The sequence below is a fragment of the Marivirga tractuosa DSM 4126 genome, assembly GCF_000183425.1.
In the GTDB taxonomy this organism is placed as follows: Bacteria; Bacteroidota; Bacteroidia; order Cytophagales; family Cyclobacteriaceae; genus Marivirga; species Marivirga tractuosa.
In genome coordinates this window covers 1,486,858-1,501,176 of the sequence record NC_014759.1, presented here as the reverse complement: position 1 = coordinate 1,501,176, position 14,319 = coordinate 1,486,858, and the positions used below count along the sequence as shown (strand labels likewise).

Annotated in this window: 14 protein-coding genes; 8 read left to right on the top strand and 6 right to left on the bottom strand. The window is 37.5% G+C overall.

Going from position 1 to position 14,319, the window contains the following annotated elements:
• Both FTRAC_RS06145 and FTRAC_RS06140 read right to left on the bottom strand, forming a co-directional pair.
• Nucleotides 1-1,038, bottom strand: coding sequence for a virulence RhuM family protein (locus FTRAC_RS06145; RefSeq protein ID WP_013453363.1), 1,038 nt, complete (start codon nucleotides 1,036-1,038; stop codon nucleotides 1-3).
• A 2-nt stretch (nucleotides 1,039-1,040) separates the two neighbouring features.
• Nucleotides 1,041-1,262 (bottom strand): hypothetical protein, encoded by a 222-nt coding sequence (locus tag FTRAC_RS06140; protein ID WP_013453362.1) that lies wholly within the window; start codon nucleotides 1,260-1,262, stop codon nucleotides 1,041-1,043.
• Between the two features lie 55 nt (nucleotides 1,263-1,317).
• Between FTRAC_RS06140 and FTRAC_RS06135 the strand changes: the two genes are divergently transcribed.
• Nucleotides 1,318-2,145, top strand: a complete 828-nt coding sequence (locus FTRAC_RS06135) for an ankyrin repeat domain-containing protein (RefSeq protein WP_013453361.1) — start codon at nucleotides 1,318-1,320, stop codon at nucleotides 2,143-2,145.
• Between the two features lie 62 nt (nucleotides 2,146-2,207).
• Here the strand turns inward: FTRAC_RS06135 and FTRAC_RS06130 are convergent, their stop codons facing one another.
• Nucleotides 2,208-2,675 carry a DUF1905 domain-containing protein gene (locus FTRAC_RS06130; RefSeq protein WP_013453360.1) on the bottom strand — a complete coding sequence of 156 codons (468 nt, stop codon included), beginning with the start codon at nucleotides 2,673-2,675 and terminating at the stop codon, nucleotides 2,208-2,210.
• Between the two features lie 488 nt (nucleotides 2,676-3,163).
• On the opposite strand from FTRAC_RS06130, the gene FTRAC_RS06125 reads away from it, so the two are divergent.
• The 7 genes from FTRAC_RS06125 (at nucleotide 3,164) to FTRAC_RS06095 (ending at nucleotide 12,199) form a co-directional block, all read left to right on the top strand.
• Nucleotides 3,164-3,511 (top strand): DUF6660 family protein, encoded by a 348-nt coding sequence (locus FTRAC_RS06125; RefSeq protein WP_013453359.1) that lies wholly within the window; start codon nucleotides 3,164-3,166, stop codon nucleotides 3,509-3,511.
• A gap of 296 nt (nucleotides 3,512-3,807) precedes the next feature.
• Nucleotides 3,808-8,214 carry a CusA/CzcA family heavy metal efflux RND transporter gene (locus FTRAC_RS06120; protein WP_013453358.1) on the top strand — a complete coding sequence of 1,469 codons (4,407 nt, stop codon included), beginning with the start codon at nucleotides 3,808-3,810 and terminating at the stop codon, nucleotides 8,212-8,214.
• Between the two features lie 35 nt (nucleotides 8,215-8,249).
• Nucleotides 8,250-9,458, top strand: a complete 1,209-nt coding sequence (locus tag FTRAC_RS06115; RefSeq protein ID WP_013453357.1) for an efflux RND transporter periplasmic adaptor subunit — start codon at nucleotides 8,250-8,252, stop codon at nucleotides 9,456-9,458.
• Nucleotides 9,459-9,516: 58 nt separating this feature from the next.
• A complete protein-coding gene (locus tag FTRAC_RS06110) occupies nucleotides 9,517-10,308 on the top strand; it encodes a cation transporter (RefSeq protein ID WP_013453356.1) in 792 nt (263 codons plus the stop codon).
• 2 nt (nucleotides 10,309-10,310) lie between these two features.
• A complete protein-coding gene (locus FTRAC_RS06105; RefSeq protein WP_013453355.1) occupies nucleotides 10,311-11,198 on the top strand; it encodes a cation diffusion facilitator family transporter in 888 nt (295 codons plus the stop codon).
• Complete coding sequence (locus FTRAC_RS06100) at nucleotides 11,188-11,628, top strand: Fur family transcriptional regulator (RefSeq protein WP_013453354.1); 441 nt, start codon at nucleotides 11,188-11,190, stop codon at nucleotides 11,626-11,628. Before FTRAC_RS06105 ends, FTRAC_RS06100 begins: the two co-directional genes overlap by 11 nt.
• A gap of 187 nt (nucleotides 11,629-11,815) precedes the next feature.
• Nucleotides 11,816-12,199 (top strand): DUF3703 domain-containing protein, encoded by a 384-nt coding sequence (locus FTRAC_RS06095; protein WP_013453353.1) that lies wholly within the window; start codon nucleotides 11,816-11,818, stop codon nucleotides 12,197-12,199.
• Between the two features lie 59 nt (nucleotides 12,200-12,258).
• Here FTRAC_RS06095 and FTRAC_RS06090 read toward each other — a convergent pair whose 3' ends face one another.
• From FTRAC_RS06090 to FTRAC_RS06075, 3 genes are all read right to left on the bottom strand, one after another.
• Entirely contained in the window at nucleotides 12,259-12,903 is a 645-nt protein-coding gene (locus FTRAC_RS06090) for an AAA family ATPase (RefSeq protein ID WP_013453352.1), read from the bottom strand.
• 254 nt (nucleotides 12,904-13,157) lie between these two features.
• A complete protein-coding gene (locus tag FTRAC_RS06085; RefSeq protein WP_148230048.1) occupies nucleotides 13,158-13,658 on the bottom strand; it encodes a hypothetical protein in 501 nt (166 codons plus the stop codon).
• Between the two features lie 372 nt (nucleotides 13,659-14,030).
• Nucleotides 14,031-14,300, bottom strand: coding sequence for a helix-turn-helix domain-containing protein (locus tag FTRAC_RS06075; protein WP_013453351.1), 270 nt, complete (start codon nucleotides 14,298-14,300; stop codon nucleotides 14,031-14,033).
• Nucleotides 14,301-14,319 lie beyond the last annotated feature (19 nt).

Genomic DNA, 14,319 nt, shown 5'->3' with positions numbered 1-14,319 from the left:
CTATTTATTCCGTTTTTTGGTGATGCGTTTTACCTCTTTATCGAAGTCAGATTCGAAATTTTTATCTTGGTCTACTCTGAATTTCTGGTATTCTTTTTCTGCTAGTTGTTTGGCTATCTGTGCTGAGATTTTACCGGCATCCTTTAAAACTTTGTAATCATTAAATTGTAAAAAGCCATCCAGTTTGCTTATCCAATCGCTCATTTTCATAGGGTTTTGTCTTTCTGCCTGAAGCTCAGCAAAATCTAAATACATGGTGACTATACGGTTGAGGTCTTTGAGTTCTTTTTCTTCTAAGTAATTCTTGGCTACTACTATATCGGTTTTAAGTACTTTTCCTTTTGGTGCGCTTTTCCAGGTGGTTAAGCCCATATGCGGTTTTTTAGCATCCGCTCTTTCTTTAATAATTTCAGCTGCGGTATGACCCGTAATAGCCCAATGGAGTTTGTTTTGCACTGTTTTGAAGAATGTCTGCGAGATTTCTGCTTTAGGATCGTAATCAATGCTACATTGAGCATAGATATCGGTGATTTTTTGGTAGAATCTTCTTTCACTTGCTCGAATCTCCCGAATCCGTTCTAGCAGCTCATCGAAGTAATCTTTACCAAATTGGGCAGAACCTTGTTTTAAACGTTCGTCATCCATAGCAAAGCCTTTGATAATGAATTCACGTAAAACTTTGGTTGCCCAAATACGGAATTGTGTACCACGCTGTGACTTTACTCGGTAACCCACAGAAATGATGACATCCAAGTTATAATACCTTACGGTGTTTTCTTGTGTTTTCCCTTTGATAGCGCCATGCGGACTGGTAGTTCGGAAATCCCGAACTACCACTTTCTCATCCAGTTCACCTTCTTCAAATACATTACTAATATGCTCCGATATTGTAGATTTGGCTTTTTCGAATAGCTCTTGCATACCTTTTTGGGTAAGCCAAACGGTTTCATCTTGTAATAAGACATCTACCTTTACTTCTCCCGCCTGAGAAACGTAGAGGAGGAATTCACTTTGGTTTGGGTTAAGGTTGTTGCTCATTTTTAATTTAATTCAAGGTCTTTCGTTTGGTCGTTAATCCAAGCTGAGGCTGCATTTTCATCTTGTTCTATTGCCATTTCTACTGCTTTTTTAGCTACTTCTAAAAGGTGTTCGAATTGCTTTTTGAGTTTGAAGCTTTCATTGATTTTATCTCTTATTTTCAATTGAGTGTTGGCATTTAAAAATTGATTGATATGACTAAATCCTGAAATTACTGATTTCAAATATATGAATTTTATATGAAGGCTAAACGTTTAGGTTTAGTCTTAGTGTTGATAATTGTATAAGTTTGTACAAGTCAATAAAGTATTAAAACTAAATCAATTCATCTTCGAAAATCAAGAAAGCAAATCACCGCAATATGACTTTGGTTCAGCCCTGAATGATGAGCTCTATGAGAATTTAAAGATAGGTCCAGGCTTTATGGAAAGGATAAAACCTTTGATTGCCCAAGGAGCTGATATTAATGCCCGGAATTCAGATAAGGAAACTATCTTTCAATCTACTGTAAGTTATTATAGTAAATTGGATCATGATGTAGTACGTTATTTGGTGAATGAAGCCGGAGCAGATATTAATGAGCATGATGATGAGTATGTTACCAGTTTGTATTCCCTGGCAATAAGTGAAGATCCTGAGCGGTTAAAATTATTTCTGGAATTGGGTGCTAATCCTAATACCATTACACCAGAGACTTTTGAGACTGTTTTGGATGATCTCGAATCACTTCATTATTCTGCCTATGAAGTTTTTGGACAGAAGGAGGAATCATTTTTGGAGGCTATTGAAATCTTAAAAGCACATGGTGCTAAAAGCGCTCATGAATTATTTACCACTGATCCAAAAGAATATCTTGCTGTTAATATGTTTTACCCTACATTTTTGGTTTCTAAATATGGGCAAATTCATGTGGAGGAGTTGACTAGTGATCCTGCCGTTTTAAAAGCGTTTGAGGCGTTAGAAAGACTCAAAAAGCAGTATGAAAATATTGATGATGATAAAGAGCAATTAGCGTTTTATAAAGGGGTTGTAGAGAATCATGTTCGGAAGATTAACGGGTTGTTGGAGGGTTTGGATGTTTTGGAGGAGGTGGAGGTTGTAAAATGAGGGATTATGAATTTGATTTAGGTACTTAAATATCCTATTAAAGCAAATCAAATGGAGTCTGCTTAATTATTATTTTTACTCAGTTGGTCAATATATTTCAAAATCATTTTTACTTGCTTGTCTTCTGATTTCAAAGGAATTATTTTCCCGATAATTTCATTTCTTTCTTCTTCTGGCATTTTTTTAAATGCTGTCAATACACCTGAATCTTTGAAAGTTTCTAAAACTTCCTTTTCTGTAATTTGCTCATTGGAAGTTTGTAAATAGAGAGTTACTGTTACCGTGTCGCCACCGCTTTTATTGATTGCTTTTCTAATGGTGCTATTTATAGAAATGAGTTTATCCTGATCTCCTATTTTTGCTAAGTTATGACTCTCTATTTTATAGTCGTCAATTGTCCCTGAAACCTTCATAGAGCCCCACTTCCCCACTATGTGTTTTGTGTTCGGAATTTGAATATGGTAAGTCCAAGCGCCTTTTCCTGGTTGATATTTTAATTCAAGTTTTTCGTCTTTAACTAATTGCTCCATTTTCTTGCGAATTATTTTGTAGGCTACTAAGCAAAAGCTAGGTAATTTAAGGTGTTATCAGAAAATCACAGGTAATCAACATTAAATCAGACATCATTGTTTTTGCACGCCATTTATTCGTTAGAATTGAAGAATGTTCAAGTTAATGGTACCGATTGAGATGGATTTCGGCTATTGGACTAGCTCGCATCTAATGGCTGGAAATCTATACTTAATCTTTCTCCCGAGGAGGAGACTGAGTAAGGGGTGTGAGTTTATCCCCCACTTTAAGGGATATTTTGAGAATTGATTATATAGAAGTTAGAGAGCTTGTTCCAGAGGAGATTAAAAGTTCAGTTTAAAATTTACCAATGCGTTTTGTTTCGCAGGAAGCTCGATTAGGAGAAGTTAAATTTTTAATATGTTAAGAGTGATTTATCAAAAACGGCTTTGATTTCGGTTTACAAATATTTTTGATTTGCCTAGTTGCATAAATGCAATAGCCTTGCATGGATTTAATCTCTACCTTTGTTTTAGTGAAAGTTTTATGCTACATATTGAGTTTTTATTTGATTGCGCTTTGCGGGATACCCTGCTCTGATGCTAAATCAATAAATAATGATCAAGAAATCACTTCTTATCGTGATTTAGTAAATGAAAATCAAAGCCATGAGCATAATCAGGAAGAAGATGCTTGTTCACCGCTCTGTGTATGTCATTGCTGCCATCTCCATTTCTTTCCTATAACAGAAATTCCATTTTCACATCCTGATCTATTATCAGGTTCTTATTCTCTCTATTATCAGGATTTCAGAACTATTGAAATCTTCGACTTCCTAAAACCTCCTCGTCTATAAAGCTTTATTCAACAGGACAGGTGCGCCCTTTTGATAATGATTGGCATTTAGAAATTGCCAAGGAGTACTACTATACTGATTGAATGATCAATTCCAAGAAGCCTTAACAGCTGGAAGATTCTTTTATTCTTTCAGCCTGAGGAAAATCTAAATGATTCATTAAAAATTGAAGGAAATAAACACCTCATCAAGCTTTAAATAGGGATTGGTGATGTCTATTGAGTTGGTCTCTAAGATGACCATTCAAATTAGATTGTGTCCATTTTCCTCTTTTTAAATAACTAATTAAAAGTCTTATGATTAATAAAATCATTTCTTTTTCTATAAAGAATAAATTTATTGTGGGTCTGCTCACTATGGCACTCATAGGAGTTGGAACATACTCCATGTACACGGTCAATTTGGGTTCTGTACCTGATATTACCAATAATCAGGTGCAAGTGATGACCGTTTCGCCTAATCTAGCCACGGAGGATATAGAACAGTTTGTGACTTACCCTGTGGAATTGGCTATGGGTAACTTGCCGGGAGTCAATGAAATTAGGTCAGTTTCACGGTTTGGCCTCTCAGTTGTAACCATCGTTTTTGAAGATGAGATGGGTACTTATTTGCCTAGGCAATTAGTACAGGAAAAGCTCAACGACTTACAGGAAACCATCCCTGATAAATTTGGAAGCCCAAGTATGGGGCCGATAACAACAGGCTTGGGTCAAATTTACGAATATACCATTCAGCCAGAGGAGGGCTATGACTCGGTATATTCCCCAATGGAGCTTCGAAGTATTCAAGATTGGATCGTAAAAAGGCAATTAACCTTACTGAAGGGAGTAGTTGATATTAACTCTTTTGGCGGGTATATCAAGCAATATGAAGTAGCCATTAATCCTGAAAAGCTTAATGCCATGAACGTAAGTATTTCTCAAGTTTATGAGGCACTGGCTAGAAATAATGTTAATACGGGAGGTGCCTACATAGAGAAAAACCACATGTCTAACTTCATACGAGGAGAAGGTTTAATTAGATCATTAGATGATATCCGTAAGATATCGGTGAAGACGGAAAACGGTATTCCTATCACTATTGGTGATGTAGCGGAAAAAGTGCATTTCGGAAACCAAGTGCGCTATGGTGCTTTCACGCAGGATGGAAAAGAAGCGGTTGGTGGAATTATCATGATGTTGAAAGGAGCTAACCCAAATAAGGTAATTCAGGATGTGAAAGACCGTATGGCAGAAGTGGAGAAATCGCTTCCTGAAGGTTTAAGCATCAATACGATTATTGACAGAAGTGATTTGATTTCAAGAACCACCGATACGGTTAAAACCAATTTAATAGAGGGGGCTTTAATCGTTATTTTCGCACTGGTGCTCTTGTTAGGTAGTTTACGAGGTGGAATAATCACCGCCACTACTATTCCGCTTTCGCTTCTATTTGCTTTTATTCTGATGAAGCAATTTGGTGTTTGGGCCAACCTTATGAGTTTGGGAGCCATTGACTTTGGAATTATCATAGATGGAGCTGTCATCATTATTGAAGGAACTGTTTATGAAGTACAAAAGCGGATTAGGTCTGGTAAAGTAAAATTTAATCAGGGCGTGATGGATGATTTGGCTTATGATGCTGGTAGCACCATGATGGGCTCAGCATTTTTTGGTCAAATCATCATTCTAATTGTATTTGCTCCCATTTTATTTCTCACAGGAGTAGAGGGTAAAATGTTCCAGCCAATGGCTTATACCTTTGGCTTTGCCATGATGGGTGCTATTCTACTATGCTTGACTTACGTACCTATGATGTCGGCATTATTAATGAAACCCATTCAGAATAAAAAGAATTGGTTTGGCAGATTTGAGCGAGGCTTAGAAAAGGTGAGCGATAAAATCATAAGCGCCTTTCATAATGCTTACCTCCCTTTATTGAATGGAGCTTTACGCTTCAAAATGCTGGTTATCATCTTTGCCGTTGCTTTACTGGGGGTGGCAGGTTATACATTTTCCAAAATGGGAGGCGAATTTGTACCTCAGTTGGACGAAGGGGATATTGCCATGCAGGCATTAGTTCGCCCCGGGAGTTCGCTTAGCGAATCGAAGAAGGTTTCAATTAAAATCGAGGAACTTTTGCTCGAAAATTTCCCTGAGATTAAAACCGTTACTGCTCGAATTGGTGTGGCAGATATACCAACAGACCCCATGCCAATGGACATAGCTGATATGTATTTAATATTGGAAAAAGATAAAGATCAATGGGTTTCCGCTAAGACAAAAAATGAATTGATAGCGAAAATCAAGGAAAAGCTCGAAACGCATCTTACAGGTGTGAATTTTGTTTTTACACAGCCGGTAGAGCTGCGATTCAACGAATTACTAGAGGGGGTACGGGAAGATATTGCCGTTAAATTATATGGTGATGATTTAGATATTCTTGCTAAGAAGGTACAGGAAATGGCTGAAATTATTGAGACAGTGCCTGGTGCTGGAGATGTTAATCCTGAACGGACATCAGGCTTACCTCAAATGACAGTGCGCTATAATCGCGATAAGATTGCGCAATATGGATTGGACATTCAAAAGCTGAATGAATATGTAAGCTCAGCCTTTGCTGGAGGAGTAGCGGGGGTGATTTTTGAAGGAGAAAAGCGTTTCGATTTAGTCATTCGATTTGATGAAGCCTACAGGCAAAGTATAGAGGATTTGCAGACCCTGTATATAGATTTGCCAGACGGTACGCAAGTACCCATTAAAGAGGTAGCAGACATTAGTTATGTGCCAGGACCCATGCAGATTTCACGCGATGACACTTATAGGAGAACTTATGTGGGCGTCAATACAAGAGGCAGAGATGTTGAATCTGTAGTGAAAGACATTCAAGCTAAGCTGGATGCCGAGCTTGACTTACCTCCCGGGTATTATATAAGCTATGGCGGTGAATTTGAAAATCTGGAGCGGGCAAAAAGTCGTTTGATGATTGTTGTCCCAATAGCGCTTTTCTTAATATTTGTACTGTTATACTTTGCCTTAAAATCCTTCTCGCAATCCATTATGATTTATATCGCTATTCCACTAGCTGCAATTGGGGGTGTTTTTGCTCTTTGGCTGCGAGATATGCCCTTCAGTATTTCAGCAGGGGTAGGCTTTATCGTACTATTTGGGGTAGCCGTTTTGAATGGGTTGGTATTAATCAATCGGTTCAATTCATTGAAAGAAGAAGGTGTTACAAGTATTAGAGAACGAATTTTAACAGGAACCAAAGAACGAATCAGACCAATTATGCTTACTGCAACAACCGATATTTTTGGATTTTTACCGATGGCATTTTCTGCCTCCGCAGGAGCTGAAGTACAGCGGCCTTTGGCCACAGTAGTCATTGGAGGGATGCTTACTGCCACGATGCTTACGCTGGTAGTATTGCCAGTGCTTTACACTTTTGTTGAAGGAAGAATTGACAGGAAAAAAGGACTAAGATCACCAAGTGTCAATGTTATTATTATACTTATCATTTGTGGAGGATTATTTGGTTTGTCAAGCTCAGGCCATGCACAAGGTGTTCAGCAAGATTCGTTTAATGAAATCACTTTAGATGAGGCTAAGAAAAAGGCGGTCGAGAATTATCCTAAAATCAAATCGGCAAAACTGGAAATTGAAAAGCAACTAGTACTAAAGAAAACAGCTTGGGATTTGGGGAATACTCAGATTTTCACAGGAAGAGAAGAAGCGGGCAATGGTTCCAATGGAGTGTATACAAGCATTGGGTTTCAACAGCAAAATATTGATGTTTTTGGTGTGGCCTCTAAGCGAAACCTTCAAAAGGAACAGGTGGTATTAGCAGAAAAAGCACTTGGGCTATCCATTATTGAGCTGGAGCGCGAAGTAAGTACTGCCTGGGGAATGCTTTATGTAGCAAAAAATAAGTTTGAAGTTTACGATAAACTTGATTCTGTTTTTAGGGATATAGAGAGAGCGGCTAAAATCAGATTGGAAACAGAAGCTACTTCTAAGTTAGAATTTCTAGCAACAGCCAATCAGGCCAACAAAGTACATATTGAAAGAGAGCAAGCCTACAGAGATTACTTAAGTGCACTGCAACGATTGAATTTGTGGTTTGCTAATGACAGCCTATTTACCGTTGCCGATATCCCGACAGAGCGATTAGCCGAGCCACTCAATTTTGTAGCCGATTCAGTAAGAAGTCATCCATTATTGGATATTTCAGCACAAGAAGTGGAAGTTGCAAATGCAGTCATAAGAGAGAGGCGCTCACAGTTTCTGCCTAAATTACAAGGACAATATGGTAGGCAAGAAATTGGTGGCCAGTCTGGATTTTATACCTATCAGGTAGGGATAAATATCCCATTATTTTTTGGGCCAGAACTGGGTAGATCTCAATCTGCCAAAATTCAAAAGGATATTGCTGAGCAAAATTACCGGCAGGCTGAGTTGGAATTGAATAATGAATATAATCGTGTTCGATCGCAATACCTGAAGTGGTATAATTCATGGAATTATTATAATGAGGAAGCATTGCCTCTTGCTACTGAACAGCGAAAAGGTGCTATTGCAGCCTACAGAGAAGGAGCTATTGACTATGTTTCTTTTCTACAAAATATAAAAGATGCGATAAGTATAGAAGTGGATTCATGGAATGCTTTCGGTAAATACCTGGAGAGTCGCTATCAATTAGAATATTATTTAAAAACATCAAAATAAGTCATAAAATCATCAGATTTATAAAACATAAAGCAATGAAAAATCAAATTATATATATTCTGGTATTCTTCTTTTTCGGAACAGCAATTACAGCTTGTGGCAGTAAATCAACTGGAATAGAAAATAAAACAAAGGATAAATCAGCAGAAGAGGCTGGACAAAAAGAAGCGGGAATGTCTGTTTTACATCTTTCCAATCTTAAGTTTGAAAGCCTTGAGATAAAGGTGGATTCCATGCCTAGCCGCAACCTATCTGGAATTGTAGAGGCAAATGGACATTTAGAAGTTCCTCCACAGCATGAAGCTACCGTTACTGGCATATTAGGAGCCAATGTAACAAGTATAAAAGTGATTGAAGGAGATAAGGTTAAAAAAGGTGAAGTATTGGCTTTCTTGTCACACCCTAATCTCAGCAATCTTCAAAGTAACTATATACAAGCTTATAGTCAATTCCAGTATCTTGAGAAAGAGATGCAAAGACAAAAGCGCCTTTATGAGGAGGAAGTAGGCTCAGGAAAGGATTATCAGCAGACCTTGGCTAATTATCAAGCTGTGAAAGGAGAAATAAAGGGCTATGAAGCTCAATTAAAGCAATTGAGTTTAAATATAGAAAGCATAAAGGAGGGTGAGATTTATCAATATGTACCTCTTGTCAGTCCAATAAATGGGTACATAGAAAAAGTCAAAGTTCAGATCGGCCAATATGTTGAGCCTCAAACTGAAATGTTCATGATTGTGAATACAGAACATGTTCATGCGGATTTGATGGTGTTTGAAAAGGATGTTCATAAAGTGGAGGTAGGCCAACAAATGAAATTCTCGGTTGCTTCAGTGCCAGGTGCAAATTTGACTGCTAAAATTTATTCTGTGGGTAAGAAATTTGAGCAGAACCCAAAAGCGGTACATGTTCATGCAGAAATTGAGCAGAAGGAAAATTTTTTAATCCCCGGTATGTATATTAATGCTAGAATTGAAACTAGTAATAAGCAAGCCATAGCATTACCAGAGGAAGCCATTATTGAAGAAGATGGAAAGCCTTATATTTTCCTTGCAGAAAAGCTTCAAAAAGACGGTGAAACAGAATGGACTTTTCAAGCTGTGGAAATACGAACTGGGTTGAAGGCAGATGGATGGGTTGAGATAAAACTTCTGGAGCCACTTCCAGCAGGGGCGCTAGTCGCATGGAGTGATGCTTACTATTTGATTTCAGAGATGAATAAAAGTAAGGCTTCTCATGGACATTAGATTGAATTTCAAAATTTTCAGAACATGCGGTTTTGTATCAGTTAATATTTAACAAAATATGAATAAGAGCACTTTTAAAATACATAAAATGGATTGCGCCTCTGAGGAACAGATGATTCGAATGAAGCTAGAAAGTTTAGAAGAGGTTAAGCAGCTTGAATTTGATATTCCCCATCGACAATTGCAGGTATATCATAGTGCTGAAATTGATGGCATTCAAAACGCCCTAGCCGAACTTCAACTGAATGAAAAATTAGTAAACACCCAAGAAGCAGACTTGCCAGAAATTATTGATCATACGCAGCAGAGAAAAGTACTTTGGTGGGTGTTAGGAATAAATTTAGTCTTTTTTGTAATTGAGATGACTACAGGCTGGATTTCAAGCTCTATGGGCTTAGTTGCTGATTCCTTGGACATGCTAGCAGACTCTATTGTTTATGGGCTTAGTTTATTGGCAGTTGGTGCTGCTGTTGCTAGGAAAAAGAAAGTGGCAAAAATAAGTGGCTATTTTCAAATGGGCTTGGCTCTTTTAGGTTTTTTGGAGGTATTGAGAAGATTTTTTACTGAAAGTGGAACACCTTTGTTTCACTGGATGATTATAATTTCAATCCTAGCCCTAGCAGGAAATTTAGTGACACTTTGGCTAATCAATAAAGCAAAAAGTAATGAGGCTCACATGCAAGCGAGTAGCATTTTTACCTCTAATGATATAATTGTGAATGGCGGTGTGATTTTGGCGGGTGTACTGGTGTATTTATTAGAGAGTAAATGGCCAGATTTAGTAATTGGTGGAATAGTTTTCACCTTTGTGATTCGAGGCGCAATAAGAATCTTAAATCTTTCAAAATAATTATGGGAAATAATAACGAACATTCACACGATCATTCTGAAGGCAATGTAAAAGTAGCCTTCTTCCTCAACCTCGCATTTACGATAATTGAAATTATTGGTGGGCTGTACACCAATAGTTTGGCTATTTTATCTGATGCCTTACATGATTTGGGAGATAGCTTGAGCTTGGGCCTATCCTGGTATTTTCAAAAATTGTCCAAAAAAGGCAGAACAATGACCTTTTCGTTTGGATATAAACGATTTTCCCTATTAGGTGCTATAATAAATTCCATAGTATTAGTGGCAGGCTCTATATTTATCTTAACTAAGGCAATTCCCGGTCTTTTCAATCCTGAAGAAACCAATGTGGAAGGAATGCTGTACCTTTCTATACTGGGCATTATCGTGAATGGAGCAGCTGTCTTTAAACTGAGAAAGGGTGAATCTCTGAATGAAAAAGTAGTCTCATTGCACCTACTGGAGGATGTATTAGGATGGGTTGCCGTGTTTATAGGAAGTATTATCATGATGTATTTTGATGCTCCATTTATTGACCCATTACTTTCTGTATTAATATCCTTATTCGTGCTATACAATGTCTATAAGAATCTAAAAAAGAGTTTGCTCGTTGTAATGCAAGGAATTCCTTCTGATGTATCAATTGATAAAATACGGAAGAAATTGGAAGTGATTGATGAGATTAAAGATGTGCACGATTGCCATGTGTGGTCTTTGGACGGAAATTATCATATTATGAGTATTCACATAAGATTGAAAGAAGATTTTAGATTATCGGAGCTTTCAGAGATCAAGAAAAAAGCTCGTAATGAATTAAAGGATGAATCTGTTAATCATATTACGATTGAAACTGAAAGCATGGAGGAAAATTGTGAGTTAGATGATTGTTAAAGATCAAGAAATGAAAATAAGGGAACTGGAAAAGAATTTACAGGAAAAGAATATTAGACCAACGGCTATGCGTCTGTTGGTCTTAGAAGCCTTGCTAGATCAAGAAATTGCCATTAGTTTGACTGATTTGGAAAAGGAGGTGGAAAAATCTGATAGAGTGACCTTATTTCGCACGCTTAAAACATTTCAGGAAAATGGGCTAGTCCATAGCATTGATGACGGTACAGGTGCACCCAAATATGCATTATGTGAAGATGGTTGCAAATGTGAATTAGAGCGAGACTTACATGTCCATTTTCATTGCAAGGAATGTAATGAGACCATTTGCCTACCTAAATATAAAATCCCAGAGATTAGTTTACCACAAAAATTCATATCAGAAGAGGCGAATTTGGTAGTAAAGGGTATTTGCGGGAAATGCGCTAGTTGAGTTGTAAATGGATTGTTAATAGTGGGTAAGCTTGAAAAATTTCAAACTTTAATTATACTTTTGGCCGTATGCCTAGACTTGTTCATAGAGCAATTTGAAGAAATAATATAAAGCATTTTTACTTTCCAATAATTGCAATTCCACTGCATTGAATTATCCTGTATTTTCGTTCAAAAAATATTTTGATATGAATTTCAATACATTAATGCCTGAAAGACTCAAAATTTATTACTGCAAAGAATTGGAATTATATAGGGAATACTTAAATAAAAAAGAATTGCCAAAAGCCTGGCAACAGTTAGAACGGGCTCATGTCTTAGGCCAGCCCTATCCTTTTCAACATTCCGAAGTTCATTGGTTGATGTTAAAATTTGGCATAAGAATAAAAAGCACTAAAGAAATTATTGGGCAGATACCTAGATTACTTGTAGGGGGTGTGAAATCTTTTGTGGGAAGGATTCCTGTGGGGAATACAGGGGGAGCTAATGTTCCTCCGTTGCAATCCATGCCAATTGAAAAAGATATTCTAGATATTATTGATAAAGTAAAAATAGAAAGTAAGGCTTCCTAATAATGTCATTGGATTAAAATGATGCTTTAAGGGAGTAGAGATATGTATATTGTGCAATGCTACATTCTTTTGTCTTTTGAATTAAACGAGATGAGATTAAACATTTCTCTCATTCGTGACCTTACTCTGTTTCCATAGAGATTCTCCAATTCATCAGGATTTAAGTTGGTTGTAGCATGTGTAATCATTCCTCTGGTTGTGAAAAGACTGTAACGGTTGAGGAGGATTTCGGCTATTGTGTTGGTTTCATTTCCAAAATGTTTGATGGTGGATTCTAGGCCTAGATCATCAAGACAAAGGGTGCGAGGCACCATTTGGTCTTGGTAGCGTTGGAAGTGGGCTTTTGAGTATTTATTGATTAGGGAAAAGCCATGATCGAGAAATTCGTAAGAAATTTCTCTGGTTGATTTGACCGGGTATTTATGGACTGAGTGGAGGAAATGTCGGAATAGCATCATGAGGGTTGTTTTGCCGCAGCCTACTGGTCCTGTAAGGAGTAATCCTTTTCTTGTTGAGATTTTGTAGTTTTTGCAGATCTCTTCGTCTTCATAGAAATAGGCTAGTATTTTGAAGATGGTTTCATGATCGGCCTCACTGATTTGAAAGTGGTTACCGAATTCTGATTGGCCTGCTTTGAGGAGGAATTCAAGGCATTTTTCGAATTGGAATTTGGTGGAGGAGTAGTTTTTAGGTTGATTGTCCATTTTTAATAACTAATTCTATTTTCATCTTTTAAATCTTTTTGTTGTGCTTTCTTCCTCATACTTTTTCTTGATAAAAAGTATCCGCCAGTGGTCGGACGAGGAGCAAAAGGCATGGTGAAAAGATGCTACTACCCACAAGGCCAACTCTGGCTTGTCTGCACAAGCAGGCCCGCCATTTTAACAGTCCTGCCCGCTCTGGGGTAGTGCGCAAATGCTAAGCAAGTGCCTTAGTTTTCAGTTTTATTAATCAATTTTCACAATGGCACATCATAGCTTTTATTTTCATCGTTGTGGAGTTTGCCGGCTGCGTTTTTTTCTTCTTGGATGTTGTTGAATTTTTTAAAATTCAAGAGCCAGTTTCGGACTGCTGCTTTCCAATCTTTCATGGGTGATTTTGAACCCACTTTCCAGCCTTTGGCGGAATAGTAATTGTAAAATTTCTCGACCTCCACGGGAGCGAAGCGAAGCGGTATTGAATACTCTTCAGTTTGCTGCTCAAAGAAGGGTTTTAATTCTTCTTTTGATGGTGGTGTGAAACGCGAATCTTTTGATGATGCGTTTTTGCCAGAATCCGAGACTGGAGCTGAAGTTCTTGAATTTGTGCTGCTTTTAATTTTTCCTTTTTTTTCTTCTTTAAAAATTTCTTGCTCATTATATATATTGTTTATACTGTTTATATAGTTTGTATTGTTTAATGAAGGGTGCACTACTTGGCCCACTACTTGGCTCAGTACTTGACCCACTACTAGGCTCACTTTTGCACCTCTTATTTTGCTTAACTGGTGCAGTACTAGGGTCACTACTTGGCCCTAAATTGCACATGTTAACCAAGCTGCCTCGCACCGGATTTTTCGATGGTTTGTATTCAATAAACCCCATCTTTTCCAGATCTCTTATGCACTTTAAATAGGTGCGTTTAGAGCCTATTTTTGACACTTCCATTACTTGATCTCTGTTGATTGAAATGGGATTATTGAAGTGATTCAAATTCCACATGGTGAAAAGTCCAAAATACAGGCTTACATGAGTAGGATTCATGTCATCTGTCTCTTGAATTTTGTCGATTGCGAGGAGGAACTGGTGAATAAAATTCACCGGTTCCTTTGTTGATTTTTCATGAGTATCCATCAGTTTATTTTGTTTTGTTCCAAAATGCTGTGAATGTCCTGAGAATCGTAGTATAAAACCCCACCCATTTTAGTGAAGGGCAAGGTGCCGTTTACCCTGAGGTTTTGAAGTGTTCCTGGACTAATGCCCAAGAGTTTTCTAACCTCATCTGATTTCAACCATTTTTTGGTTGAAACTCCTTTTTGCTCTGAAAGGAGCTTTTTGAACTCGTCCACGAGTTCAAGTTTGAATTCTCTTAAGTCGTCTGTTGTGATAACTTCTGCTGCCATAAATTTTAGTTGTTTTTGT